The sequence below is a fragment of the Klebsiella sp. JB_Kp042 genome (genome assembly GCF_040065275.1).
Classification (GTDB): domain Bacteria; phylum Pseudomonadota; class Gammaproteobacteria; order Enterobacterales; family Enterobacteriaceae; genus Klebsiella; species Klebsiella quasipneumoniae.
The window spans coordinates 139,472-165,843 of the sequence record NZ_JBEAJL010000098.1 but is presented as its reverse complement, the minus strand read 5'-3'; the positions used below and the strand labels follow the sequence as shown (position 1 = coordinate 165,843).

General features: G+C 58.8%; 24 protein-coding genes and 1 pseudogene. 11 read left to right on the top strand and 14 right to left on the bottom strand.

The features are described 5' to 3' along the window. The first annotated feature begins 408 nt into the window (after nucleotides 1-408). A complete protein-coding gene (locus ABLV54_RS20350) occupies nucleotides 409-1,785 on the top strand; it encodes a cystathionine beta-synthase (RefSeq protein ID WP_072096605.1) in 1,377 nt (458 codons plus the stop codon). Between the two features lie 10 nt (nucleotides 1,786-1,795). Beyond that, nucleotides 1,796-2,944 (top strand): PLP-dependent aspartate aminotransferase family protein, encoded by a 1,149-nt coding sequence (locus tag ABLV54_RS20345; RefSeq protein WP_050533741.1) that lies wholly within the window; start codon nucleotides 1,796-1,798, stop codon nucleotides 2,942-2,944. Here the strand turns inward: ABLV54_RS20345 and ABLV54_RS20340 are convergent, their stop codons facing one another. Then, entirely contained in the window at nucleotides 2,945-3,856 is a 912-nt protein-coding gene (locus tag ABLV54_RS20340) for a LysR family transcriptional regulator (protein WP_050533740.1), read from the bottom strand. It abuts the gene before it with no gap. Nucleotides 3,857-3,953: 97 nt separating this feature from the next. Between ABLV54_RS20340 and ABLV54_RS20335 the strand changes: the two genes are divergently transcribed. The 3 genes from ABLV54_RS20335 (at nucleotide 3,954) to ABLV54_RS20325 (ending at nucleotide 5,375) form a co-directional block, all read left to right on the top strand. Then, a complete protein-coding gene (locus ABLV54_RS20335) occupies nucleotides 3,954-4,556 on the top strand; it encodes a short chain dehydrogenase (RefSeq protein ID WP_050533739.1) in 603 nt (200 codons plus the stop codon). 86 nt (nucleotides 4,557-4,642) lie between these two features. Next, nucleotides 4,643-4,981: a hypothetical protein gene (locus ABLV54_RS20330; protein WP_023291012.1), complete on the top strand. Its 339-nt coding sequence runs from the start codon at nucleotides 4,643-4,645 to the stop codon at nucleotides 4,979-4,981. 205 nt (nucleotides 4,982-5,186) lie between these two features. Then, nucleotides 5,187-5,375 carry a hypothetical protein gene (locus ABLV54_RS20325; protein ID WP_004205204.1) on the top strand — a complete coding sequence of 63 codons (189 nt, stop codon included), beginning with the start codon at nucleotides 5,187-5,189 and terminating at the stop codon, nucleotides 5,373-5,375. A 195-nt stretch (nucleotides 5,376-5,570) separates the two neighbouring features. Here ABLV54_RS20325 and ABLV54_RS20320 read toward each other — a convergent pair whose 3' ends face one another. From ABLV54_RS20320 to ABLV54_RS20310, 3 genes are all read right to left on the bottom strand, one after another. After that, complete coding sequence (locus ABLV54_RS20320) at nucleotides 5,571-6,752, bottom strand: PLP-dependent aminotransferase family protein (protein ID WP_023291014.1); 1,182 nt, start codon at nucleotides 6,750-6,752, stop codon at nucleotides 5,571-5,573. Nucleotides 6,753-6,902: 150 nt separating this feature from the next. Continuing rightward, the gene (gene gss, locus ABLV54_RS20315) at nucleotides 6,903-8,768 is read right to left on the bottom strand and encodes a bifunctional glutathionylspermidine amidase/synthase (RefSeq protein WP_044524715.1); all 1,866 of its coding nucleotides are present in this window, start codon (nucleotides 8,766-8,768) and stop codon (nucleotides 6,903-6,905) included. Between the two features lie 76 nt (nucleotides 8,769-8,844). Beyond that, entirely contained in the window at nucleotides 8,845-8,967 is a 123-nt protein-coding gene (locus tag ABLV54_RS20310) for a hypothetical protein (RefSeq protein ID WP_032454061.1), read from the bottom strand. Between the two features lie 20 nt (nucleotides 8,968-8,987). Between ABLV54_RS20310 and ABLV54_RS20305 the strand changes: the two genes are divergently transcribed. Together ABLV54_RS20305 and yghU are read left to right on the top strand one after the other, a co-directional pair. Beyond that, nucleotides 8,988-9,548 (top strand): thioredoxin domain-containing protein, encoded by a 561-nt coding sequence (locus tag ABLV54_RS20305; protein WP_048337265.1) that lies wholly within the window; start codon nucleotides 8,988-8,990, stop codon nucleotides 9,546-9,548. A 47-nt stretch (nucleotides 9,549-9,595) separates the two neighbouring features. After that, complete coding sequence (gene yghU / locus ABLV54_RS20300; protein ID WP_032454062.1) at nucleotides 9,596-10,462, top strand: glutathione-dependent disulfide-bond oxidoreductase; 867 nt, start codon at nucleotides 9,596-9,598, stop codon at nucleotides 10,460-10,462. Nucleotides 10,463-10,534: 72 nt separating this feature from the next. Here the strand turns inward: yghU and ABLV54_RS20295 are convergent, their stop codons facing one another. From ABLV54_RS20295 to exbB, 5 genes are all read right to left on the bottom strand, one after another. Continuing rightward, nucleotides 10,535-10,822, bottom strand: coding sequence for a DUF2623 domain-containing protein (locus ABLV54_RS20295; protein WP_002916743.1), 288 nt, complete (start codon nucleotides 10,820-10,822; stop codon nucleotides 10,535-10,537). Between the two features lie 78 nt (nucleotides 10,823-10,900). Further along, nucleotides 10,901-11,788, bottom strand: a complete 888-nt coding sequence (gene yghX, locus ABLV54_RS20290; RefSeq protein ID WP_050533738.1) for a YghX family hydrolase — start codon at nucleotides 11,786-11,788, stop codon at nucleotides 10,901-10,903. A gap of 120 nt (nucleotides 11,789-11,908) precedes the next feature. Beyond that, entirely contained in the window at nucleotides 11,909-12,403 is a 495-nt protein-coding gene (locus tag ABLV54_RS20285; RefSeq protein ID WP_004105804.1) for a TIGR00645 family protein, read from the bottom strand. A 140-nt stretch (nucleotides 12,404-12,543) separates the two neighbouring features. Beyond that, nucleotides 12,544-12,969: a TonB system transport protein ExbD gene (gene exbD, locus ABLV54_RS20280; protein ID WP_002916785.1), complete on the bottom strand. Its 426-nt coding sequence runs from the start codon at nucleotides 12,967-12,969 to the stop codon at nucleotides 12,544-12,546. A gap of 6 nt (nucleotides 12,970-12,975) precedes the next feature. After that, nucleotides 12,976-13,707 carry a tol-pal system-associated acyl-CoA thioesterase gene (gene exbB, locus ABLV54_RS20275; protein ID WP_004174395.1) on the bottom strand — a complete coding sequence of 244 codons (732 nt, stop codon included), beginning with the start codon at nucleotides 13,705-13,707 and terminating at the stop codon, nucleotides 12,976-12,978. Nucleotides 13,708-13,957: 250 nt separating this feature from the next. Between exbB and metC the strand changes: the two genes are divergently transcribed. After that, a complete protein-coding gene (gene metC / locus ABLV54_RS20270; protein WP_050533737.1) occupies nucleotides 13,958-15,145 on the top strand; it encodes a cystathionine beta-lyase in 1,188 nt (395 codons plus the stop codon). Nucleotides 15,146-15,276: 131 nt separating this feature from the next. After that, entirely contained in the window at nucleotides 15,277-15,936 is a 660-nt protein-coding gene (gene yghB / locus ABLV54_RS20265) for a DedA family general envelope maintenance protein YghB (RefSeq protein ID WP_248860912.1), read from the top strand. A 49-nt stretch (nucleotides 15,937-15,985) separates the two neighbouring features. Here the strand turns inward: yghB and ABLV54_RS20260 are convergent, their stop codons facing one another. Further along, on the bottom strand, nucleotides 15,986-16,885 hold the full coding sequence (locus tag ABLV54_RS20260) for an AraC family transcriptional regulator (protein WP_032454066.1): 900 nt from the start codon (nucleotides 16,883-16,885) through the stop codon (nucleotides 15,986-15,988). Nucleotides 16,886-17,081: 196 nt separating this feature from the next. Here ABLV54_RS20260 and yqhD point away from each other — a divergent pair, with 196 nt between their 5' ends. Both yqhD and dkgA read left to right on the top strand, forming a co-directional pair. Beyond that, the gene (gene yqhD / locus ABLV54_RS20255; RefSeq protein ID WP_023291020.1) at nucleotides 17,082-18,245 is read left to right on the top strand and encodes an alcohol dehydrogenase; all 1,164 of its coding nucleotides are present in this window, start codon (nucleotides 17,082-17,084) and stop codon (nucleotides 18,243-18,245) included. Between the two features lie 144 nt (nucleotides 18,246-18,389). Then, the gene (dkgA, locus tag ABLV54_RS20250; RefSeq protein ID WP_032454068.1) at nucleotides 18,390-19,217 is read left to right on the top strand and encodes a 2,5-didehydrogluconate reductase DkgA; all 828 of its coding nucleotides are present in this window, start codon (nucleotides 18,390-18,392) and stop codon (nucleotides 19,215-19,217) included. A 146-nt stretch (nucleotides 19,218-19,363) separates the two neighbouring features. Here dkgA and ABLV54_RS20245 read toward each other — a convergent pair. The 4 genes and pseudogenes from ABLV54_RS20245 to parC form a co-directional block, all read right to left on the bottom strand. Then, nucleotides 19,364-21,576 (bottom strand): annotated as a pseudogene (locus ABLV54_RS20245) (YgiQ family radical SAM protein); the annotation flags it as partial. A 33-nt stretch (nucleotides 21,577-21,609) separates the two neighbouring features. Further along, nucleotides 21,610-23,022 carry a cell division protein FtsP gene (gene ftsP / locus ABLV54_RS20240; protein WP_044524723.1) on the bottom strand — a complete coding sequence of 471 codons (1,413 nt, stop codon included), beginning with the start codon at nucleotides 23,020-23,022 and terminating at the stop codon, nucleotides 21,610-21,612. 83 nt (nucleotides 23,023-23,105) lie between these two features. Further along, on the bottom strand, nucleotides 23,106-23,843 hold the full coding sequence (gene plsC / locus ABLV54_RS20235; protein WP_004205223.1) for a 1-acylglycerol-3-phosphate O-acyltransferase: 738 nt from the start codon (nucleotides 23,841-23,843) through the stop codon (nucleotides 23,106-23,108). A 191-nt stretch (nucleotides 23,844-24,034) separates the two neighbouring features. Next, entirely contained in the window at nucleotides 24,035-26,293 is a 2,259-nt protein-coding gene (parC, locus tag ABLV54_RS20230; protein WP_004205224.1) for a DNA topoisomerase IV subunit A, read from the bottom strand. Nucleotides 26,294-26,372 lie beyond the last annotated feature (79 nt).

The following is a 26,372-nucleotide window of genomic DNA, read 5'->3' as shown; positions in this document are numbered from 1 at the left end:
AGTCCGGGCACCACTATTTAAAGAACCCGCCCAAAAGGCGGGTTTTTGCTTTTCTACATCCGGACTCTCCATCGAACTGCGTTAACCCGTGATTTCCCTGCTGCGCTTTTCTCCTGGCCAGCCCGCTGCCACTTAACGGCAAGCGCAGGCTTGTTCCCCATAGAATCTTTTCGCAAATACATTGCCAGATATCAGATAACACGCTGATTAAAATCGCCTTTTTGTCGCCAAAAGCGGCTAAAAACGCCCTTTTCTGGCAATCGATCCGCCCAGGCGGCTACCCTGCTTTCCCTCCGGATGGCTGAATAGCATCTTATATTCCATTTTGCGCTAAATGACAGAGAAATATTCTTTAAATAACCGATTTCACAGACCTACCATGCAAAAATATCTTAAACGAGTGGGTAAATGGTTATGTCACTGTTTCATTCCGTGAGCGACCTGATCGGTCATACTCCCCTGCTCCAGTTGCACAAACTGGATACCGGCCCCTGCAGTCTGTTTTTAAAACTGGAAAATCAGAATCCGGGCGGCTCAATTAAAGATCGGGTTGCGCTGTCGATGATTAACGAAGCCGAGCGCCAGGGAAAACTGGCGCCCGGCGGGACAATTATCGAAGCCACCGCCGGCAATACCGGCCTCGGCCTGGCGCTGATTGCGGCGCAGAAAAATTACCGCCTGATCCTGGTGGTGCCGGACAAAATGAGCCGCGAGAAAATTTTTCACCTGCGGGCGCTGGGCGCGACGGTGCTGCTCACCCGCTCCGACGTCAATAAAGGCCACCCGGCCTACTACCAGGATTATGCCCGCCGCCTTGCCGATGAAACGCCGGGGGCTTTTTACATCGACCAGTTTAACAACGACGCTAATCCGCTGGCGCACGCTACCTCCACCGCGCCGGAACTTTTCCAGCAACTGGAGGGCGACATAGACGCCATCGTCGTCGGCGTTGGCTCCGGCGGCACGCTGGGCGGGCTTCAGGCCTGGTTTGCAGAACATTCGCCGAAAACGGAATTTATCCTCGCCGATCCGGCGGGCTCGATCCTTGCCGATCAGGTTGATACCGGACGCTACGGCGAAACGGGATCCTGGCTGGTCGAAGGGATTGGAGAAGATTTCATCCCGCCGCTGGCCAGGCTGGAAGGGGTGCATACCGCCTATCGCGTCAGCGACCGCGAAGCGTTCCACACCGCGCGCCAGCTGCTGCAGGTCGAGGGGGTACTGGCCGGCTCCTCCACCGGCACCCTGCTCAGCGCCGCGCTGCGCTACTGCCGGGCGCAAAGCCGTCCGAAGCGGGTGGTGACCTTCGCCTGCGACAGCGGCAATAAATACCTGTCAAAAATGTTCAACGACGACTGGATGCGCCAGCAGGGGCTGATCGCCCGCCCCGAACAGGGCGATCTCAGTGATTTTATCGCCCTGCGCCATGACGAAGGCGCCACCGTCACGGCCGCGCCGGACGACACCCTGGCCGCAGTATTTACCCGCATGCGGCTGTATGACATCTCCCAGCTGCCGGTGCTGGAGGATGGCCGCGTGGTCGGCATCGTCGATGAGTGGGATTTGATCCGCCACGTAAGGGGCGATCGCCAACGCTTCTCTCTGCCGGTCAGTGAAGCGATGAGCCGCCATGTTGAAACTCTCGATAAGCGTGCGCCAGAGAGCGAACTGCAGGCCATTCTCGATCGCGGTCTGGTGGCAGTGATCGCTGACAACGCGCGTTTTCTTGGCCTGGTCACCCGCAGCGATGTACTGACCGCCTGGCGTAACCGAGTCGCACAATAAGGAATTTTTTATGTCATCTATCCACACCCTGAGCGTACATAGCGGAACCTTCACCGACAGCCACGGCGCAGTGATGCCGCCGATTTACGCCACCTCCACTTTTGCTCAGCCGGCGCCGGGGCAGCATACCGGCTATGAATATTCCCGTAGCGGAAACCCTACCCGCCACGCGCTGGAGACGGCGATCGCCGACCTGGAAAACGGCACGCGCGGCTACGCGTTCGCCTCCGGGCTTGCCGCCATCTCCACCGTGCTGGAGCTGCTGGATAAGGACAGCCACCTGGTGGCGGTCGATGATGTGTATGGCGGCACTTACCGCCTGCTGGAAAACGTTCGCCGCCGTAGCGCTGGTCTGCAGGTGAGCTGGGTGAAACCCGACGACCTGGCGGGGATTGAAGCGGCGATCCGCCCCGATACGCGCATGATCTGGGTGGAGACGCCCACCAACCCGCTGCTGAAGCTGGCGGATCTCAGCGCCATCGCCGCCATCGCGCGCCGCCATAACCTGATCAGCGTCGCCGATAACACTTTCGCCTCGCCGGCGATCCATCGCCCGCTGGAGCATGGGTTTGATATTGTGGTCCACTCCGCGACCAAGTACCTCAACGGCCATTCCGATGTCGTCGCCGGCCTGGCGGTGGTTGGCGATAACGCTGAGCTCGCGGAAAAGCTTGGCTACCTGCAGAATGCGGTAGGCGGTGTACTCGACCCGTTCAGCAGCTTCCTGACGCTACGCGGCATCCGCACCCTGGCGCTGCGGATGGAGCGCCACAGCGCGAACGCGCTGCAGCTCGCCGAATGGCTGGAACAGCAGCCGGAGGTGGAGCGAGTCTGGTTCCCCTGGCTGGCCTCGCACCCGCACCATCAGCTGGCGCGCCAGCAAATGGCCCTGCCCGGCGGCATGATTTCCGTCGTGGTGAAGGGCGATGACGGTTACGCCGAACGCATTATCAACAAGTTGCGCTGGTTCACCCTTGCGGAGAGTCTGGGCGGCGTGGAGAGCCTGGTGAGCCAGCCCTTCAGCATGACCCACGCCTCGATCCCGCTGGAGAAGCGCCTGGCGAACGGCATCACGCCGCAGCTGATCCGCCTGTCGGTCGGGATCGAAGATCCTCACGATCTGATTGCCGACTGGCAGCAGGCGCTACGGGAGGAGTAATTATTCCGACGCGCGGGTCGTCGCCAGCGCGTCGGCCATTCCCTGCTGAAGGTGGGCGATAAACTGCGTCAGCTTCGGCAGGGGCCGGCGATCCTGACGCCAGAGCAGATGTACAGGCCTCGGCTGTGGGGTCCACGCCTCCAGCACCCGCATCAGGCTGCCGCTGGCCAGCGCATCGGCCAGCAGCACCTCCGGCTGCATCAGCAGCCCGGCCCCGGCGATCGCCGCCTGGCGCAGCGCATAGCCATCGTTGCAGCGCAAAACCGCATCGCGCTTCCAGCGCACTTCTCCCTCCATGCCCGGCAGCCGCCACTCGTTGCGCGCGGTCCAGACCGTATGGGACAGGCAGAGATGATCGGCGAGATCTTCCGGCGTCCCTGGCGTTCCGTAACGCGCCAGATAAGCCGGCGCGGCGCAGATCACCATCCGATAGGGCGCCAGATAGCGGGCCACCAGATCCTCCTGATGGATCTCGCCAATGCGGATCGCCAGATCGAAACCTTCATCCACCAGATCGACCATCCGGTTGGTCAGATCCAGTTCCACCCGGACCGCTGGCCAGGCCTGCAGAAAGGTGGCGGTCAGGGGAGCGATCACGCTGGCGCCGAACGAGGTGGGCGCGCTCACCCTCAGGGTGCCGGCGGGCGCCAGCCGCAGCCGCTCAACGGCGCTTTCGGCGATGGAGACCTGCTCCATCACCCGTTTTGCTTCGTCAAAATAGACCCGCCCGGCGTCGGTGAGGCTCTGGCGTCGGGTGTTACGCTCCAGCAGACGCGTCGCCAGCTGGGTTTCCAGCTGGGCGATGTATTTCCCGACCATTACCGCCGACAGCCCCAGGCGCGACGCCGCCCCGGTAAAGCTGCCGCACTCCACCACGGCAATAAACGTCTCCATCCCTCGCAGCTTATCCATATTGCTAACCTCTGGTTAGTAATGTTCTAACTTTTAGCCAGTTTATCCGATATCCGTTTTATTAAAGAATAGGCTTTCACCTCACCAGGAGTCAGCCATGAAAATTATCGTTATCGGTGCCAGCGGCACCATTGGTCGCGCGGTCAGCGAAGAACTGGGCCAGAGACATGACGTTATCCGCGTCGGCCGCACCCGGGGGGATTATCAGGTGGATATTACCTCCCAGGGGAGCGTCGAGGCGCTGTTTGCGCAGACCGGCGAAGTAGACGCCATCGTCTCCACCACCGGCAATCTGCACTTTGGGCCGTTAAGCACCATGACCGATAGCCAGTTCAACCTCGGTCTGCAGGACAAGCTGCTGGGGCAAATTCGCCTGGCGCTGATAGGCCAGCATTTCCTGCGCGACGGCGGGTCGATTACTCTGGTCAGCGGCATTGTCGCGCAGGAGCCGATTGCTCAGGGCGTTAATGCCACGACGGTTAACGCCGGTCTGGAAGGCTTTGTGCGCGCCGCCGCCTGCGAACTACCGCGCGGGCTCCGCATTAATCTCATCAGCCCCACCGTGCTCAGCGAGTCGCTGGCGGCCTACGGCGACTTTTTCCCGGGCTTTGCCAGCGTCCCCGCCGCCGCCGTGGCGCAGGCCTATCGCCGCAGCATTGAAGGGGTGCAGACCGGCCGCATTTACCCGGTCGGCTACTAGCCTGCGCCGGCCCGCCGGGGCCGGCGCTTACATCCTGACGTCGTTGCAGGTACACTGACGGCTGATTGTCTCCGGCCGAAAAACTGATGTTGAAAAAATTACCCTTTATTATCCCGCTGCTGGCGCTTACCGCGCTGCTGGTCTGGTGGTTCACCCCCCATTACACCGAGGAAGACGAAGCTTACTACCGGGCGGTATTTTGCGTGATCGATCATGACGACAGCCGCCAGTTCCTCGACGATATGCAAAACATCGTCGAGGGGGGGAATTCTGACTACGCGCTGCATAAAGCGCATTACCTGCCGGCGCTGGGGCAGCGGATGCTGGACACCTGGCATCAGCTCAGCCCGCAGGAACAGCAGACGCTGCGTCAGGACCGGCAGCGCTGCGGCGAGATATTACGGGCAAAACAGCAGGGTGAATAATCCCGGCGGGCTGGCGAAACAGCAGCCCGTCCCAGCGTCCGATAAGATCCCGCTGTTGATGAGCCGATCGCTGTCACAAAATCCTCCTCTATCGCCGGGCCACGGGATGTCGTTTTTTTCTGCGGTCGCATACGATAAAAAGTAGTTGATCTGGTACGAACTAACTCTTATTTTGCTTCTCAGTTTTCAAAATGAGATAAAACTGATGCCTGTCATTATTGCCAGTAGTGTTAAAGAAGCCAAAGCGTTAATTAACGGTGGGGAATACAGGGAAATTATTCTTAACTTCGATATTGATGCCGATGACTTTTTCTCTCTCGCCAGCCATTCGGCTGGGACAAAAATCTCCATCTCCGACCGAAACGATCGCTCTCCGGTAAAATCAGCAAAATAATTAACCCGTGAGGGACATCTATGTGGTTGTTTATTGGTACCTTTGCGGTGGCTTTTCTCGCAGCGCTGATGTTGGTCTGGCTGGATGATCGCATCGCCGATACGGAGTGACCCCTGCGCTGAACGCTAGCGTCACCCCCTCTCGCTACTGAGGCGAAGAGGGTGCGCCGCCGCTTAGCGGCGCACAGCAGGGTCGTTACAGGGAGGCCGCCAGCCGCTCAACGGCGGTCAGCAGCCCCGCTTCCGACACCGTGGAGTAGGAAAGGCGCAGGGTACGGGTATCCGGATTATCGTGATAGAACGCTTCCCCCGGGACGTACACAACGCCGTTTTCCAGCGTTTTCTTCATCCATGCCATGGTATCGAACGGATAGCGGAAACGCGCCCACAAGAACATTCCACCCTGTGGGCGGCTGAATTCCAGATGCTCGCCAAGGCGACTCTCCAGCGCGTCGGCCAGCGCCACGCACTTCTTGCGATAGTCTTCGCGAATCAACGCAATCTGATTTTGCAGCCGGTTCAGGCTGAGGTATTCCGCGGTGATCACCTGCGACAGCATATTGGTATGCAGATCCGCCGCCTGCTTAACGATCACCGTCTGCTGCGCCAGCCAGTCCGGCATGACGATCCAGCCGATACGCATCCCCGGCGCTAGGATCTTTGAAAACGTCGAGGTGTAAACCACCTGATCTTCACAGCCCAGCTCAACGGCGTGCTGATAGAGCGGACGTCGCACGGCGTCAGTAAAGCTAATTTCACCGTAGGGATCGTCTTCCAGAATGACGAAGTCATATTTTTTCGCCAGCTCGACCAACCGGCGACGACGCGCCTCGCTCAGCGTTTTACCGCCGGGGTTGCCGAACGTCGGCACCAGGTAGACGGCTTTGACGCGGGTGGTCTCCAGCAGGTCGGCCAGTTGCTCCACCAGCATCCCGTCATCATCGGTATCGACGCTGAGGATATTGGCCTGCGCCAGCTGAAACACCTGCAGCGCCGCCAGATAGGTGGGTCGCTCAACGACGATAGTATCGCCTGGATCGAGCAGCGTACGGGCAACGATATCCAGCGATTGCTGGGAGCCGGAGGTAATATAGACCTGAGCGGCTGAACAGGTCACGCCACGGGCGTGGCAGATTTCACTCACCGCCTGACGCAGCGGCGGGTAGCCCTCGGTCAGACCGTACTGAAATGCGTCATGAAAACGCTCGCTCATCACCTTCTGCACCGCCAGCTCCAGGCCTTCGGTATCAAACAGTTCCGGGGCCGGAATGCCGCCGCCAAGCGAGATCACGCCCGGCAGTTTACTGTGCTTGAGAAGTTCGCGGACGGCGGAGGGCTTGAGTTCACCCGCGCGGGCGGCGAGACGCCGATCGTGCATACTATTTTCCTTTTCTGTCTTGTTGTTGTGTTAATTATCTTGGCTTTGTTGCAGGTGTTCCCCAGCGGCGCTTACCGGACCGGGCTATCCTGGTTCGTGTCTCTGCGCTCTCCCCGGACAGGGCGCGAGCCGCTATCCGGGGTCAGCACATCACGCTTTATCTTTCAATACGATCAGCGGCTCTATGTCGCTCTCTTTTTTCACCACCAGCGACGAATCGCCGCGCAGGCAGGTACCGCCGTAGTTACCGCCGACGGTAAAGGTGCACACCTGGATATACTTGCCATCCACTTTCGGCAGGCACCACAGCTGCTGGTAGATATTCTTACGATCGACAAACTGGCCGCTGGTCTGATCCAGAACCTCATCCTGCGGCCCGATCAGGTCGATATTGTTCCCGCAGCGTCCGGAAATGGGCTTCACGGCATAACCGGTTTTCGCCAGCTCGTCGTTAACCACAAAATCGGTATCCAGCAGATAGCGATGATGCGGGAACAGCGACCACAGCACCGGCAGGATCGCTTTGTTGCCCGGGATCACCGTCCACAGGGGTTCGAATACCAATACTTCAGGACGCAGCAGGACGTCAATCAGTCGCACCTCATTCTGCGGATGTCCGGTACGAATCGGCACCGCCGCGTACTCATCGGCGCTGACTTCGCGCACCTGCTCAATGGCGGTTTCCCATGCCCAGGTTTTCCAGACGCAGTTCACCAGCCGCCCGTCGGCGTCGATCAGCTGGCCGGCGGCATCCCAGCGCAGTTCATCGAGGCCAAAGAGAATTTTGCTCTCGAAACCGGCCTGGGTCAGCGAACGCTGGATAAACTTCGCGTGGTAATTCTCTTCCAGATCCTTGTCCTGCATGATGTGCACGAAAGGCCGCGCCCGGCTGTGTTTCCACGCCCCCGCCAGCTCATCGAGCAGACCTTCAGCCGGATTGTGACCCGTGCCGTAGTAGCCCTGCTTCAGCCACTGCTCGAGGATCAGCCCGCCTTCGGTATGGCAGGAGGCGGAGTCGGCATTGTACTCGTACACCTTCAGCCCGCGCTCGTCCATGCAAAAATCCATGCGCCCGGTGATCATATGATGACGCCGGCGCTGCCACGAGAGACGCAGACGCGGCCAGAGGATTTTCGGGATATCAAACAGCGCCAGCAGGTTATCATCCTTCATTACCTTATCGGTGGCGTGCAGATACATCAGGTGCAGCTCGTTGGTGGCTTTAATCAGCTCCTGTTCGGCGCTTTCGCTGATGGTGAAATACTGATAGGGATCCTGATTGATAAAATGGCCGTTGGCCGCCACGTAGGCTTTCTGCAGCGGATCTTTCTCGTTCAGCCATTTGCCGCGGAACTGGCCGTTGTTCGGCAGCCGCGCGCCCTTGATCGCCATCGCCTCGCCCGGCAGCACCGGCTGCGGCAGGCTGTGTTCGGTATCGTCGGTCTGGATCATCCAGCCTAAAATTTCGGTATCGGCAAAGGTATCTTTGATGGTGTACCGGCCGGCGTTGACCTCGAGGGTCAGCTCGCGGGTCCACTGCTGGCCCTGCGGCAGCGGCGAGTGAATGACGTTCTGCTCGGCGATACGCACCTTATTGCCGACAAGCTGGGTGATCACCGCGACGTGGCCGGTGTGCTTAAACTCGCCGCCCTTCTGCCAGATCAGCAGCGAACCGGCGATCGGCGGACGACGGGCGCCGTTGGCGAAGGCCTGCAGCGGGAGAATATTGTCATTGACCACTTCGCGCAGAAAGCGCAGGGAGAAGATTTCATAGGCCATCCCCACATCGGTAAAGACAAACCCGTAGGTCAGGAACAGAAAGCGGCGCGCAAATTCAACGCACTGCCATTTATGCCCCATATACTCATTGCCGATGTAGCTGCGAAACGTCGCGTCATCCGGATAGTCCTGCGGATTTAAGCTACTGTAATTCGATGAATAAATTGCCACGCCGCCGGGCGCGTAGCCTAACAATGTCCCAAACGGGGCGTCACTGCTTGTCGATCCTTTGCTCATTTAGCCTGACCTCAAATAAATGCAGCCCGGGCAGTTGGCGAAACAAAACTCCCTCTTCTTATCCTGCCGCAGGCACTTACCAGACAGAGGTGTAACGATGATACCACTCATTCGTTTCGCTAATCGTGCCGTTAAGGAAAATAACCCTGCAGCCGAAAGCAGAAGTGATATCGTTATCGGTGATATAACAAAAAAACAACGCAACATCAGGAGTCGACAATGAGCACACCCTCGCATCTGAATGCCCAACCGCTGGTCTGGGGACACGGCCCGCGGACGTTTGAGGTGTTCCTTGAGCCCACCTGCCCCTACTCTGTCCGCGCGTTTAATAAACTCGACGATCTGCTCGATGAGGTCGGCGCCGATAACGTAACCATCAAGATACGGCTGCAGTCGCAGCCGTGGCATCTGTTCTCCGGGGTGATTGTCCGCTGCATCCTCGCCGCGTCCACCCTGCCGCATGGCAGAGAGCAGGCGCATAAGGTGATGCAGGCCGTGGCAGACCATCGGGAAAAGTTTGAATTTACCGATCACTGCAGCGGGCCGAACATGAACGCCACGCCGCAGCAAATCATTGAACGCATTGAGCGCTACAGTCACGTCCTGCTGGGAGCCGCCTTTGCCCGCCCGGAGCTGCAGGACGTGATCAAGTGGCACAGCAAATATGCCCGCCAGAACGGCATCCATGTCTCGCCGACCTTTATGGTCAATGGTCTGGTGCAGCCGGATCTGGGCAGCGGCGATGATGTCAGCGTGTGGGCCGCGCGGATTATGGCCTGAGGTCACCTGCTACACTTTTTGTACATCCACGAAAAAGGCAAACCAGCATGTCAGAGCAAAACTACCAGCCACCAAAAGTGTGGGAATGGAAGCAAAACAGCGGCGGCGCGTTCGCCAACATCAACCGTCCCGTTTCCGGCGCGACTCATGAACGCGTCCTGCCGGTGGGAACCCATCCGCTCCAGCTATACTCACTTGGCACGCCCAACGGCCAGAAGGTGACGATCATGCTGGAGGAGCTGCTGGCGCTGGGCGTCAGCGGCGCGGAGTACGACGCCTGGCTGATACGCATTGGCGAAGGCGATCAGTTTTCCAGCGGCTTTGTCGACATCAACCCGAACTCGAAGATCCCGGCGCTGAGCGATCACTCCACCACGCCGCCCACCCGAGTATTCGAATCCGGCAACATTCTTCTCTATCTGGCGGAAAAATTTGGCTTCTTCCTGCCGAAGGATCCCGCCGGCCGCACTGAAACCCTTAACTGGCTGTTCTGGCTGCAGGGCGCCGCGCCCTTCCTCGGCGGCGGCTTCGGCCACTTCTATAACTATGCGCCGGTGAAGATCGAGTACGCGATCGATCGCTTTACCATGGAAGCCAAACGCCAGCTCGACGTGCTGGACAAACAGCTCGCCCGCGGTCGCTATGTGGCCGGCGAGGAGTATACCATCGCCGATATGGCGGTCTGGCCATGGTATGGCAACGTGGTGCTGGGCAATGTCTATAACGCGGCGGAGTTCCTCGACGCCGGGAGCTACACCAACGTGCTGCGCTGGGCGCAGGATGTCGGCAACCGCCCCGCCGTCAAGCGCGGACGCATCGTTAACCGCACCAACGGCCCGCTCAATGAGCAGCTGCATGAGCGCCACGACGCCCGCGACTTTGACACCCAAACGGAAGATAAGCGCCAGGCGTAAGGTCTTCACCCTTTCCCGTTGACGGGAAAGGGTTCCCACCACAGGACGGTTCCGCCTGCGAAGCCGTCCTGTTTAGCTTTCCAGCCGATAGCCCGCCAGAAAATAGCGCATCGCCATACCCGACCCACCTTCTTTGAAGAAATCCATCACCATATCCCTGTCCAGGCCATAGCGACGAGTGAGGATCCCCGCTTCCCAGGCGCTGAGCTGGCGGTCGCCGGTTTTTTCAAACATGCGGTGCGAGTAGCCGAGCACAAACCCGCGTTTATAGTCGGCGCAAAAATTCGCCGCATGCGCGGCGGTGTCAGCATAGGATGCCTGTAGCCCCGCCATTAAGCCTTTGCCAAAATGATTTTCCATCGCGCCCTCCCAATCGTTATATAATAAATTATATAGCGTTTTTTTGAGCGAGCGGTAGCGCTATTTATGACGGTTGCGCTAGCGTAAATACTTCTCAAACCATGCCAGCGTGCGTTGCCAGGCCAGGTCCGCCGCAGCCCGATCGTAGCGCGGCGTGGAATCATTATGAAAGCCGTGATTCACGCCCTGATAGAGATAGGCCTCATAGATTTTATGATGTTCCTTCAACGCCTGTTCATAGGCGGGCCAGCCTTCATTAATGCCGCTATCGAGGCCGGCATAGTGCAGCAGCAGCGGCGCTTTAATTTTATCGACCTCCTTCAGCGGCGGCTGGCGGCCGTAAAACGGCACCGCGCAGGCCAGCTCCGGAATGGCGACCGCCGCCGCGTTGCTGACGCCACCGCCGTAACAAAAACCGGTGATACCAACCTTCCCCGTCGCCTGCGGATGCTTCGCCATAAACGCGACCGCGGCAAAAAAGTCATTCATCAGCTTCACGGGATCGACTTTCTGCTGCAGCGCGCGGCCTTCATCATCATTCCCCGGATAGCCGCCGACGGAGCTCAGGCCATCCGGCGCCAGCGCGATATACCCCGCTTTCGCCACCCGCCGGGCGACGTCTTCAATATAGGGATTCAGGCCGCGGTTCTCATGCACCACCACCACGGCGGGCGCTTTGTCGGCTATTTTCGTCGGCGTCACCAGGTAAGCCCGCACTTCGCCGTGGCCGTCAGGAGAGGGATAATGAATATACTCCGGGCGGATATCCGGGTCGGTGAACGGTACCTGCTCTGCCAGGGCATAGTCGGGCTTCAGCAGATTAAACAGCGCCAGCGCGGTCATCCCGCCGACGGTATATTTCCCCGCCAGCTGGAGAAACTCGCGTTTGCTGATTTTACCGTGGGCATAGTAGTCATAATACTCGAGCAGCTGCTGCGGGAAATCTTTGGCCGTTAATCGCGTCATCACCCTGCCTCCGTTGTTAAGCGCCCTTTAAGCAAAGCAGAAGCCCGGACATACGCCAGCCCAGAACAGCAGAAACGGGGAGAAACAGCCCAGCGGCTAACGCCGCCGGGAGAGAAAGGATCAGTGTTTCACTTTGGTCAGACGATCGAGGTAGCCCATCACAAAGGCCGACAGCACAAAGGTCAGATGGATGATGACATACCACATCAGCTTATTGTCCGGGACGTTTTTCGCATCCATAAACACCCGCAGCAGGTGAATAGAGGAGATCGCCACGATGGAGGCGGCAACCTTATTTTTCAGCGACGTCGCGTCCATTTTGCCCAACCAGCTGAGTTTTTCTTTACCCTCGTTAATATCCAGCTGCGAGACAAAATTTTCATACCCGGAGAACATCACCATCACCAGCAAACCGCCCACCAGGGTCATATCCACCAGCGACAGCAGGGTCAGAATCATATCCGACTCACTGACGCTAAAAATATGCGGCAGTATGTGGAAGATCTCCTGAAAAAATTTGATGGTCAGCGCAATCAGACCGAGCGAGAGGCCAAAATAAACCGGCGCCAGCAGCCAGCGCGAGGCGTACATAGCATTTTCCAGAAAGCGTTCCATAAGATCCTGTCAGTTAACAAAAAGAAGCGACATTATATCTCAGACAGATAACGTGATGGCAACGCCAGGCCAACACTTCGCTGGCAGAGGACAATAAAAAAGGCCGGCGCGCGGCCAGCCTTTTCAGGAAAAGCATCGGGTTATTTGGCTTTGACGGTCTCTTCGCCCACCAGCCCGATCTTGAGATAGCCCGCCTGATGCAGGGTATCCATCACTTTCATCATCGTCTCGTAATCGACGGTTTTATCCGCGCGGAAGAAGACGGTGGTATCTTTTTTGCCGGCGGTCAGGCTATCCAGGGCGTTAATCATATTCGCTTCGGTCACCGGGTCGTTGCCGAGGAACATGCTCTTATCCGCCTTCACCGACAGGTAGATAGGTTTTTCCGGTCGCGGTTGCGGCTGGCTGGAGGAGGCCGGCAGATTGACCTTCACGTCGACCGTCGCCAGCGGCGCAGCTACCATGAAGATAATCAGCAGAACCAGCATGACGTCGATAAACGGCGTCACGTTGATCTCATGCATTTCGCCGTTATCGTCCAGATTTTCATTAAGACGCATCGCCATAGCCGATCAACCTACCCGTAATTTCTGCGCGCTGCGCACCGGCTTCACGCCGCTGGCGCTGAGGTCCAGGTCGCGGCTTTGCAGCAGGAGGACCTGAGCGGCGACGTCGCCGAGCGAGGCCTTATAGCTGCCGATCATGCGGGCGAAGATGTTATAGATGACCACTGCCGGGATGGCGGCGAACAGACCGATAGCTGTCGCCAGCAGCGCTTCCGCGATGCCCGGCGCCACCACCGCAAGGTTGGTGGTCTGGGTCTGGGCGATGCCGATAAAGCTGTTCATGATGCCCCAGACGGTGCCGAACAGGCCCACGAACGGCGAAATGGCGCCGATGGTGGCCAGGTAGCCGTTGCCGCGCCCCATATGGCGACCGACGGCCGCGACGCGGCGCTCAAGGCGGAAACCGGTTCGTTCCTTGATGCCTTCATTGTCTTCGGCACCGGCGGAGAGTTCGAGTTCGTTCTGCGCTTCATTGATAAGCTGGGTGGTGAGGCTTTTCGCCTCAAAGGCGCTGGCGATATCGCTGGCCTGATCGAGAGAGCGGGCTTCCGCCAGCTGCTGCTGTTCACGTTTGAGGCGACGCTTGCTGGCGAGGATTTCCGCCCCTTTACCGAAGAAGATGGCCCAGGTGACGACCGACGCCAGAATCAGGCCAATCATCACCACCTTAACGACAATATCGGCATGATGATACATACCCCAAACGGAGAGATCCGCCTGCATCAAATTATTACCCACGCTCTATCTCCACGACGATAATCACAAAATCTGCCCACAATAATATCAAAACGACATCGAATTGATAGTGGTTCTCATTAGTATTTACACTGTGCAGCAAATCACGTTTATTTTCCTTGCGCTTACGCAGTAAAAAAGTGGCTAACCGCGGGCCTGGTAAAATTTTCGCCTGTATCGGCAGCGCGCTGGTACAGAAAAGAAGATTCATGCTAGTTTAGACGTCCAGACGTATAAAAACAGGTTCATCAACATGGCTGATAAACATCTTGATACCGCGCTGGTCAACGCCGGGCGGAGCAAAAAATATACCCAGGGCTCAGTGAACAGCGTGATCCAGCGCGCGTCATCGCTGGTTTTCGACACCGTAGAGGCCAAAAAGCACGCCACCCGCAATCGGGCCAACGGCGAGCTGTTCTACGGGCGTCGCGGCACCCTGACCCACTTCTCGCTGCAGGAAGCGATGTGCGAGCTGGAGGGCGGCGCCGGCTGCGCCCTCTTCCCCTGCGGCGCGGCCGCGGTGGCCAACACTATCCTGGCGTTTGTCGAGCAGGGCGACCATGTGCTGATGACCAATACCGCCTATGAGCCAAGCCAGGATTTTTGTACCAAAATTCTCGCCAAGCTCGGCGTGACCACCAGCTGGTTCGATCCCTTAATCGGCGCCGATATTGCCCGTCTGGTTCGCCCTGAGACCCGCGTGGTGTTCCTGGAATCGCCTGGCTCCATCACCATGGAAGTGCACGATGTGCCGGCGATTGTCGCCGCCGTGCGTCAGGTCGCCCCGGAAGCGATTATCATGATCGATAACACCTGGGCGGCGGGGATCCTGTTCAAAGCGCTGGATTTTGGCATTGATATTTCTATTCAGGCAGGCACCAAATACCTGATCGGCCACTCCGACGCCATGGTCGGCACCGCGGTGGCGAACGCGCGCTGCTGGCCGCAGCTGCGTGAGAATGCCTATCTGATGGGGCAAATGCTGGACGCCGATACCGCCTATATGACCAGCCGCGGCCTGCGCACGCTGGGCGTCCGCCTGCGTCAGCATCATGAAAGCAGCCTGCGCATCGCCGAATGGCTGGCGCAGCATCCGCAGGTGGCGCGGGTCAACCACCCCGCTCTGCCCGGCAGTAAAGGCCATGAGTTCTGGAAGCGCGATTTTACCGGCAGCAGCGGGCTGTTCTCGTTTGTGCTCAACAAGCGTCTCAACGACGCTGAGCTGGCAGCGTATCTCGACAACTTCAGCCTGTTCAGCATGGCCTACTCGTGGGGCGGCTTTGAATCGCTGATTCTGGCCAATCAGCCGGAGCAAATCGGTCACATCCGACCGGATGCGGAAGTCGACTTCAGCGGCACGTTGATCCGTTTGCACATTGGTCTCGAAAATGTTGACGATCTGCAGGCGGATTTAGCAGCGGGCTTCGCGCGTATCGTGTAAAGTGACAGTCAGTGGCAACAATAGCGGACGCTTTTTATCGGAGCGGCCGCTTTTGTTGCGCCCGGGATCAAGGTGCTCGGGTCTCTTCAGGAGTACACTAGTCAACAATACGGTACCACTTAGGAAAGTCCATGGTTGTCATTCAAGAGATTGTCGCCGCGCTGTGGCAACATGATTTTGCCGCATTGGCGAACCCTCATGTTGTGGGCGTTGTATATCTGGTTATGTTCGCGACCCTGTTTCTGGAAAACGGGCTGCTGCCTGCCTCCTTTTTACCTGGAGACAGCCTGCTGCTGCTCGCCGGCGCGCTGATTGCTAAAGGCGTCATGGACTTTGTGCCCACTATCGCCATTCTGACCGCCGCCGCCAGCCTCGGCTGCTGGCTGAGCTATATACAGGGACGCTGGCTGGGCAATACGCAAACGGTGAAAGGCTGGCTGGCGCACCTGCCGCATAAGTACCATCAGCGCGCCACCTGCATGTTTGACCGCCACGGTCTGCTGGCACTGCTCGCGGGCCGCTTTCTGGCATTTGTCCGTACCCTGCTGCCAACCATGGCGGGGATTTCCGGTCTGCCGAACCGCCGCTTCCAGTTCTTCAACTGGCTGAGCGCCCTGCTGTGGGTCGGCGTGGTCACGGGCCTCGGCTATGCGCTGAGCATGATCCCATTCGTGAAGCGTCATGAAGATCAGGTGATGACCTGCCTGATGATCCTGCCGATTGCCCTGCTGCTGGCTGGCCTGCTCGGCACGCTGTTCGTGGTGATCAAAAAGAAATACTGCAGCGCCTGACGTCGACTGCCGGGGGGCTGCGCCCGCCCGGCCTGCTCCCTCCCCGGTATTACATTCCCTGCATCGTACGAATACGCGCGGCGTCTTCCCCGGGCGTCATCCCGAAGTAGCGCTTAAACTCGCGACTGAACTGGGAAGGGCTTTCATAGCCCACCTGTATCGCCGCCGCACTGGCCTTCATCCCGTCATGGATCATCAGCATGCGCGCCTTGTGCAGACGGTAGGTTTTCAGATACTGCAGCGGCGAAGTGCTGGTCACCGATTTAAAATTATGGTGAAACGCCGATACGCTCATATTCGCTTCCGCCGCCAGCCGATCGACGCTGAGGTTTTCGGTGTATTGACTCTCGATATGCTTGAGTACGCGGCTAATCAGGCTGAAGTGGGTCTGCCGGCTGACCAGCGCCAGCAGCGCGCCGCCGCAGGGTCCCGTCAGCACATAGTAGAGAATTTCGCGGACGATCTGCTTGCCAAGGATCCGCGCGTCCAGCGGCCGCTCCATCACGTCGAGCAGCCGTTCAGCAGCGCACAAGATATCCTCCGAGAGCACTGCGGAGTTTATCCCGCTGGAGGCGACGGCGGGCTGAAACAGCGGATCCTCGCCAATATCCATCAGCAGCTCCTGCAGCTGCAGGATATCGACGTTCAGGCGCATGCCGGCCAGGGGCACCTCCGGGGTGGCAAAGGTTTCGCATTCGAAAGGCAGCGGTACGGTCAGCAGCAGATATTCGTTTGTATCGTAGCGAAACGTCCGCTCATTGATATAACCAATTTTATGGCCAGAAAAGAGAAAAACGATCCCCGGCTGGTACATCACCGGCATCCGCGGTCCCGGCTGCGTCCCGTACAGCAGGCGGACGTCGGGTAGTAGCGAACTTAACATTTCGTGCTTATCTTTCAGCTGGTTAACCTTTTCTGTCAGAGTCTGACATATCTCTGCGTGTTGCATTGCCACCGTCTCTCCCGATGTTTCTTCACCCGTACATTGTGCGCAGGCCGCCGCGAATTCTCCAGCCATATGGAGAAATAGGCAAGACATAGGCAGAAATGTGCATTGAGGGGCAACGGCGCCAGGACCACAATAACCGTCATCGGGCAGCGGTATCGTCCCTGTCGGCGGTTTTACTCTTTTGAGGACTCAAGCAATGAATAATTTTGACCTGCATACCCCAACCCGCATTCTGTTTGGCAAAGGCGCGATTGAAAAACTGCGTGAACAGATCCCGGCGGAAGCTCGCGTACTGATCACCTACGGCGGCGGCAGCGTGAAAAAAACGGGCGTCCTGGATCAGGTACTGACCGCCCTGAATGGCCTGGACGTCCTTGAATTTGGCGGCATCGAGCCGAACCCGTCTTACGAAACCCTGATGAACGCGGTGAAGCTCGCCCGCGAAGAGAAGGTCACCTTCCTGCTGGCGGTCGGCGGCGGTTCGGTGCTGGATGGCACCAAATTTATCGCGGCAGCAGCCCACTATGACGCCAACATCGATCCGTGGGAAATTCTGGAAACCTATGGCAGTAAGATCGCCAGCGCCATTCCAATGGGCTCGGTTCTCACCCTGCCGGCGACCGGTTCTGAATCAAACAAAGGGGCGGTGATTTCGCGGAAAACCACCGGCGACAAACGCGCGTTTATGTCTTCCCATGTTCAGCCGCAGTTCGCGATCCTCGATCCGGTCTACACCTATACCCTGCCGCCGCGCCAGGTCGCCAACGGCGTGGTTGACGCCTTCGTCCATACCGTCGAACAGTACGTCACCTACCCGGTTGACGGCAAAATTCAGGACCGCTTCGCCGAAGGCATTCTCCTGACCCTGATCGAGGATGGCCCGAAAGCGCTGCAGGAGCCGGAAAACTATAACGTGCGCGCCAACATTATGTGGGCCGCGACCCAGGCGCTGAACGGCCTGATCGGCGCAGGCGTGCCGCAGGACTGGGCAACGCATATGCTTGGTCACGAACTGACGGCGATGCATGGTCTCGATCACGCCCAGACGCTGGCTATCGTTCTGCCGGCGCTGTGGAATGAGAAGCGTGATACCAAGCGCGAGAAGCTGCTGCAATATGCGGAGCGCGTGTGGCATATCACCGAGGGCTCAGACGACCAGCGCATCGATGCCGCCATCGCCGCGACGCGCCAGTTCTTCGAGCAGATGGGCGTGCCGACCCGCCTCTCCGATTACGGTCTCGACGGTAGCTCCATCCCGGCGCTGCTGGCGAAACTGGAAGAGCACGGCATGACCAAGCTGGGCGAGCGCCAGGATATCACCCTGGACGTCAGCCGTCGTATCTACGAGGCTGCCCGCTAAGTTACCCCGCCTGATTCACCTCCCCTTACGTTAAACAAACGTCGGGGAGAGGTGTTTTTACTACCGTTTTTAGCTATTTCGTCCAGACTTAATGCTACCCCTCGGCGGATCCTGCTTCGCCGAGTTCATTAACAGGAGGAAGGCATGACACATCCAACCGTTATAAAACTACACGACGGCAACCTGATGCCGCAGCTGGGTCTCGGCGTGTGGAAAGCTGGCAACGAGGAAGTCGTCTCCGCCATTCATAAGGCGCTGGAAGTCGGTTATCGCTCTTTTGACACCGCCGCCGCGTACCAAAATGAGGCTGGCGTCGGCAACGCCCTGCAAAGCGCTGGCGTCAATCGCGATGAGCTATTCATCACCACCAAGCTGTGGAACGACGATCAAAAACGGCCGCACGAGGCGCTGAAAGAGAGTCTCAGCAAGCTGAAGCTGGACTATGTGGATCTCTATTTAATCCACTGGCCGGTGCCGGCTATCGGCCATTACGTCGAGGCCTGGCAGGCGCTGATTGAGCTGCAGCAGCAGGGGCTGGCGAAGAGCATCGGCGTGTGTAATTTCCAGGTGCCGCATCTGCAGAAGCTGATTGATGAAACCGGGGTTGCGCCGGTGATCAACCAGATAGAGCTGCATCCGCTGCTGCAGCAGCGGCAGCTGCACGCCTGGAACGCCACCCACAAGATCCAGACCGAATCCTGGAGCCCGCTGGCCCAAGGGGGTAAGGGCGTCTTCGATCAGAAAGTTATCCATCAGCTGGCTGATAAATATGGCAAAACGCCGGCGCAGATTGTCATCCGCTGGCATCTCGACAGCGGTCTGGTAGTGATCCCCAAATCCGTCACGCCGTCGCGCATCGCCGAAAACTTTAACGTCTGGGATTTCCGCCTGGATAAAGAAGAATTGGGGGAGATTGCCAGGCTGGATCAGGGCAAGCGTCTGGGGCCCGACCCGGATCAGTTCGGCGGATAACAGGTAAAAAAGCCGGGCAGCGCTGACGCGTGTCCGGCTTGAGAAACCGCCCGGCCAGCGAAACGCTGCCGGGCGCAAAGTCAGGCTTAACGCCCGGCGACTTTACCCCGTTTAACGGGCTTTTTCGCCGTTGCGCCACCGTTAGAACGCTGATGCACAATCGGCGTGTGCTTGGTCAGCGCCGGGCGGGTATGACGGTTCTGGCGACGCGCTTCGCGCATCTCATCCAGAGTCGGCGCCGGCACCAGGCAGTCGCGACGTGAGCCAATCAGGTGTTTCTTGCCCATCGCCTCCAGCGCCTGACGGATCAGCGGCCAGTTGGCCGGATCGTGATAGCGCAGCAGCGCTTTGTGCAGACGGCGCTGTTTATCGCCCTTCGGCACCACCACCTCTTCACTCTTATAGCCGATCTTGCCCAGCGGGTTTTTGCCGGTGTAATACATGGTGGTCGAGTTCGCCAGCGGCGACGGATAGAAGTTCTGCACCTGGTCGAGACGGAAGCGGTGCTTCTTCAGCCACAGCGCCAGGTTCACCATGTCTTCATCACGGGTCCCCGGGTGGGCGGAGATAAAGTACGGGATCAGATACTGCTCTTTACCCGCCTGCTTCGAATAGGTGTCGAACAGCTCTTTAAAGCGGTCGTAGCTGCCCATTCCCGGCTTCATCATCTTCGACAGCGGGCCCTCTTCGGTATGCTCCGGCGCGATCTTCAGATAGCCGCCGACGTGGTGGGTCGCCAGCTCTTTGATATAGCGCGGATCTTCGACCGCGATGTCATAGCGTACCCCGGAGGCGATAAGGATCTTTTTGATGCCCTTCAGCTCGCGGGCGCGACGGTAAAGATTGATCGTCGGCTCATGGTTGGTATCCATGTGCGGGCAGATATCCGGGTAGACGCAGGAGAGTCGGCGGCAGGTCTGCTCGGCGCGTGGCGATTTGCAGCGCAGCATATACATGTTGGCGGTGGGTCCGCCGAGATCGGAGATCACGCCGGTAAAGCCCGGCACCGTGTCGCGAATAGCTTCGATCTCATTGATGATCGAATCCTCTGAACGGCTCTGGATAATGCGTCCTTCGTGCTCGGTGATCGAGCAGAACGAACACCCGCCGAAGCAGCCGCGCATGATGTTGATCGAGAAACGGATCATCTCATACGCCGGGATGCGCGCATCGCCATAGGAAGGATGCGGCACCCGCTTGTAAGGCAGGGCGAAGACGCTGTCCATCTCTTCAGTGGAGAGCGGGATTGCCGGCGGGTTTATCCAGATGTAGCGCTCGCCGTGCTTTTGCATCAGCGCCCGGGCGCAGCCGGGGTTGGTTTCATGGTGCAGAATGCGCGAGGCGTGAGCGTACAGGACCTTATCGCCTTTCACCTTCTCGAAAGAAGGCAGCAGCACATAGGTTTTTTCCCACGGTTTTGGCCGCGGCGGCTGCACAGTGATGCTTTTCGCTTCCTGTTTCTTCGGCGCGACCGGTTTGTTATCGGCGCACGGCAGATCTTCACCATACGGGTGCGGGATGGGGTCGATTTTGCCCGGGGTATCCAGACGGGTGGAGTCTACGCCGCTCCAGCCCGGGAGAGCCTCTTTCACCATGATGGCGGTATTGCGCACATCGCGGATCTGGTCGATGGTTTCGCCCATCGCCAGGCGATGGGCCACTTCCACCAGCGGACGCTCGCCGTTGCCGAACATCAGCATATCGGCCTTGGAGTCCACCAACACCGAGCGTCGCACGGTATCGGACCAGTAATCATAATGCGCGGTACGGCGCAGGCTGGCTTCGATGCCGCCGAGGATCACGGGCACATCTTTCCACGCCTCTTTACAGCGCTGGGTATACACCAGGGTGGCGCGGTCCGGGCGCTTGCCCGCCACGTTGCCGGCGGTGTAAGCGTCGTCATGGCGCAGCTTACGGTCGGCGGTGTAGCGGTTGATCATCGAGTCCATGTTGCCGGCGGTCACCCCGAAGAACAGGTTCGGTTTGCCCAGACGCATGAAGTCGTCTTTGGTGTTCCAGTCCGGTTGGGAGATGATCCCCACGCGGAACCCCTGCGCTTCCAGCATGCGGCCGCAGATAGCCATCCCGAAGCTCGGGTGGTCGACGTAGGCGTCGCCGGTTACCAGAATAATGTCGCAGCTATCCCAGCCAAGTTGATCCATCTCTTCACGCGACATCGGTAAAAATGGCGCAGGGCCAAAACAGGCAGCCCAGTATTGCGGCCAGGAAAAAAGGTCACGATCCGGTTGGATCAGGGATATTGCGCTCATATTGCTTCCGGGGAAATGATAAAAAAATAACCAAAAGGGCGTGGATTATAAGCCGGAATGATAGTGGAAATGAAGGAGGATTTTCTCAAACCCTGACCGTATGCCGGCCAGGGTCGAACAGTTTACGGTGCGGGATTCACCAGCATCTGGCCAATCGAACCGCGGTCGGCCAGCTCCAGCGTCTGGCTCAGATACTGGAACGGGAAGTGCGGCCACGACGGCTGGGCGTAGTAGACCAGCAGTTCGACCTGCCCGTCGACCCACACGGTGTCCTTCCAGCCGCGGTCTTCCGGGAAAGGGGTCGAGCCGTTGACGTTACGGATCTGGAACATCACCCCTTCAATATGGAACGACTGCGGGCGATCGGCGCGCACCGTCCAGCGCTCCCAGGTCCCCTGCTGCGCCGTGATATCGATACGCTGCGGATCCCACAGCTGGCCGTTAATCCCCGGATCGTCGCCGAGCGTGATATCCCGGCTGCGGATCGGCGTGCCGGAGAGCAGCTCCGTCGGCAGCAGACGCGCCGGCAGGCTGTCGGTGACCAGCGGCAGCAGCCCGGTCGGGCGCAGGGTCAGCACCAGCGTGGAGACCAGAATGCTGGACGGTTCAAAAAAGCCGCGGATACGGTCGACGATGCTCGCCGCTTCGCCGCAGGTAATGGACACTTCATCGCCGTTGGTCATATCGACCAGAATTTCACGCCGTTCCCCCGGCGCCAGCGACAGCTGCTTGAGCGAAACCGGCGCCGGCAGGAACCCCTGGTCGCCGGAAATGACATGCAGCAGTCGGCCATCGCTCATCTGTAGCTGATAGCGCCGGGAGTTGGAAGCGTTCAGCAGGCGCAGACGCACCCAGCCGCGGGACACTTCGACATAGGGGCTCTGCGCGCCATTGACCAGCAGCGTATCGCCGACGAAGCCGCCGCTGCCCGGTTCGCTATATTCCGGCGTGCCGAAGTTATCCAGCCGTTTGTCCTGAATTATCACCGGGAAGTCATCGACGCCATAGTGGTTAGGGATCGGCAGGTTCTTGCTCACCTCATCCTCCACCAGCCACATGCCGGCCAGACCGTTATAGACCTGCTTCGCCATCCGGTTCGGCGTATTGGCCTGGTACCACAGCGTCGCCGCACTCTGACGGATCGGCAGCACCGGCGCCCAGTCGGCGTTCGGCGACATCATGCGCGCCGCGCCGCCGATTAGCGGGCCAGGCACCTGCAGGCCGCGGATGGTCATCGCGACGTTCTCCGTCAGACGGTTGCTGTAGATAAGCTTGACGTCGTCCCCGCTCCAGACGCGGATCGTCGGCCCCATATAGCGGCCATTGATCCCCCAGACGGGGGCGCGGGTGCCTGGCGTAAACGACCAGTGCGAACGCTGCAGCGTCAGAAACAGCGGCTGACCGCGACGGGACTCCAGCAGCGGCGGAACCGGCAGCGCAGGCTGCTGGCCGGCGGCATGGGCCTTCAGCGGCGCGGCGCCAGCGCACAGCGCTACGCCGGAAGCCTTAATAAACTGACGCCGACTGAGTGACATATTAACTCCATGACATACTGACAAATGAAAAAGGGAATTCGTTTCCCGCCAGCAATACGCGCGCGTTGGCGGCGTTTCCTGTCTTATTGCTTACCGGCCGCTTCGCGCTCGGCCACTTCGTTGTCCAGCTCAGCGATTTTGGCGGCCATCAGCTCGCGGCAATGCGTCGCCAGCGCGCGCACGTTGTCTTTACCGAACTGGCTGGTATCCACCGGCGGCAGCATTTCCACAATCACCAGACCGTTGTTCCAGCGATTGAGCTTTATTTTATTCGATGTATTCGAGACACACACCGGAATAATCGGCACGCCGGCGGCAATAGCCGCGTGGAAGGCGCCGGTTTTAAACGGCAGCAGACCGCGACCGCGGCTGCGGGTCCCTTCCGGGAACATCCAGAACGAAATTTTACGCTTTTTAAAGGCGTTGACGACCTCGGCAATGGTGCCGTGCGCTTTGGTTCGGTTATTGCGGTCAATCAGCAGATTACCGGTCAGCCAGTACAGCTGGCCAAAGAACGGGATCCACAACAGGCTCTTTTTCCCCACGGTGACCGTCGGGGCCTGCACGATGTTAGATGCCGTCACCATATCATAGTTGTTTTGGTGGTTAGCGATGTAGATCGCGTTGCCATAGCTTTCCGCATCGGCAGGTTTGCGCAGCTCCACCTTCAGACCAAACACCGGGGATAAGCGGCCAAACAGATGGCCGAAAGTGGCAACATGTTTTGGATTACGCGGGCTGAACAAGCAGTACAGACAGCCAAGTATGCACACTACGATGCAATAAATGACCACGAAAATTACTCGAAAAATGAATAGCATAGCTACCTCTAAAACCCAAACCGCTTAGAATTATTCGCTGCTGGCAGAAGGCAGGCTCACAAGTTCTGCGCAGGCCGGGACCGTTCTTCCTGGGCCCCTGATGATGGACATTGTTAATCGCAACGCCTGAATAAACAACGATTTTGCGGCTTTTTTTCGCCTCCTCCCGTCAAAGACGGGAGGAGAAGCGCTTACTCTTCGCTATCGCCTGCCGCGGCGCGGCGCGGCGAGTCAATTTCAACACGGTCAATCTTCTGCAGACCGCGCATCAGCGAACCGCGGCGGCCGCGCTCGCCGGTGACTTTTTGCAGCTCTTCCGGACGCAGTTTGATCTTCCGTTTGCCGACATGAATGGTCAGCGTACTCTGCGGCGGCAGGACAAACAGATGTGCGAGGCCGTCCTGGCCGGCGGCGGCTTCCGCCGCAGGAATGTTGATGATTTTGTTGCCCTTGCCTTTCGACAGCTGCGGCAGATCGCTGACCGGGAACATCAGCATTCGCCCGGCGGCGGTGATGGCCAGCAGCATATCGGACTCGTCCTCAATGACCAGCGGCGGCATCACATGCGCGTTGTCAGGCAGGGTGATCAACGCTTTGCCGGCGCGGTTGCGCGCCACCAGATCGTTGAAGGTGCAGACAAAACCGTAGCCGGCGTCGGAGGCCATCAGCAGTTTCTGATCGTCGCCTTCCATCAGCATATGTTCCACGGTCGCGCCCGGCGGCAGCGTCAACTTGCCAGTCAGCGGCTCACCCTGGCCACGCGCCGAGGGCAGGGTAATCGGATCGATGGCATAGCTGCGCCCGGTGGTATCGATAAACACCACCGGCTGGTTGCTCTTGCCCTTCGCCGAGGCTTTCCAGCTGTCGCCCGCTTTATAGCTCAGCCCCTGGGCGTCGATGTCGTGCCCTTTGGCGCTGCGCACCCAGCCCATCTGCGACAGAACGATGGTGACCGGCTCAGACGGCAGCATATCATGCTCGCTCATCGCTTTCGCTTCTTCACGCTCGTGAAGCGGCGAGCGGCGATCGTCGCCGAAAGCATCGGCATCGGCCTGCAGCTCTTTCTTCAGCAGGTTGTTCATCTTACGTTCAGAGGCCAGAATCGCCTGCAGCTGATCGCGCTCTTTTTCCAGCTCGTTCTGCTCGCCGCGGATCTTCATCTCTTCCAGTTTGGCGAGATGGCGCAGTTTCAGTTCCAGAATCGCTTCCGCCTGGGTTTCGCTGATGGCAAAGCGCGACATCAGGGCTGGCTTCGGCTCATCTTCCGTGCGGATGATCTCGATGACTTCATCAATATTGAGGAACGCCACCAGCAAACCTTCAAGGATATGCAGGCGCTTAAGGACCTTCTCTAACCGGTGGTTCAGACGGCGACGTACGGTATCGCGACGGAACACCAGCCATTCGCTGAGGATCTCCAGCAGGTTTTTTACCGCCGGGCGGCCGTCGAGACCGATCATATTGAGGTTGATGCGGTAGCTCTTCTCCAGATCGGTGGTGGCGAACAGGTGGTTCATCACCTGCTCCATATCCACCCGGTTGGAGCGCGGGACGATCACCAGGCGGGTCGGATTTTCGTGGTCCGATTCGTCGCGCAGGTCGTCCACCATCGGCAGCTTTTTATTGCGCATCTGCGCGGCAATCTGCTCCAGTACTTTGGCGCCGGAGACCTGGTGCGGCAGCGCGCTGATCACTACCGCGCCGTCCTCTTTGCTCCATACCGCGCGCATGCGCACTGAGCCGCGTCCGTTCTGGTAGATTTTGCGAATTTCCGCCCGCGAAGTGATGATCTCCGCCTCGGTCGGGAAATCCGGTCCCTGCACGATATCCAGCAGTTCGTCGAGGGTCGTTTTCGGCTGCTCAATCAGCGTAATCGCCGCTTTCGCCACTTCACGCAGGTTGTGAGGTGGAATATCGGTCGCCATGCCCACCGCGATGCCGGTGGTGCCGTTGAGCAGGATGTTTGGCAGGCGCGCCGGCAGCATTTTCGGCTCCTGCAGCGTACCGTCAAAGTTTGGCACCCAGTCGACCGTCCCCTGCCCCAGCTCGCTGAGCAGCAGCTCGGCATACTTCGACAGGCGGGATTCGGTGTAACGCATGGCGGCGAAGGATTTCGGATCGTCCGGCGCCCCCCAGTTCCCCTGGCCATCCACCAGCGGATAGCGATAGGAGAAGGGTTGCGCCATCAGCACCATCGCTTCATAGCAGGCGCTGTCGCCGTGTGGGTGATATTTACCCAGCACGTCGCCAACGGTGCGGGCGGACTTTTTGAATTTGGCGCTGGCGTTCAGCCCCAGTTCGGACATCGCATAGACGATGCGACGCTGGACCGGTTTTAAGCCATCGCCAATAAACGGTAATGCCCTGTCCATGATCACGTACATGGAGTAGTTCAGGTAAGCATTTTCCGTAAATTCATGCAGCGCAAGGCGCTCTGCCATATCGCTCATTAATCGTGGATCCTCAATCTGGGTACCGACCGTTCGGACGGCAAAACTACCCGCGATAATACCCGATCTCACGCCCTGA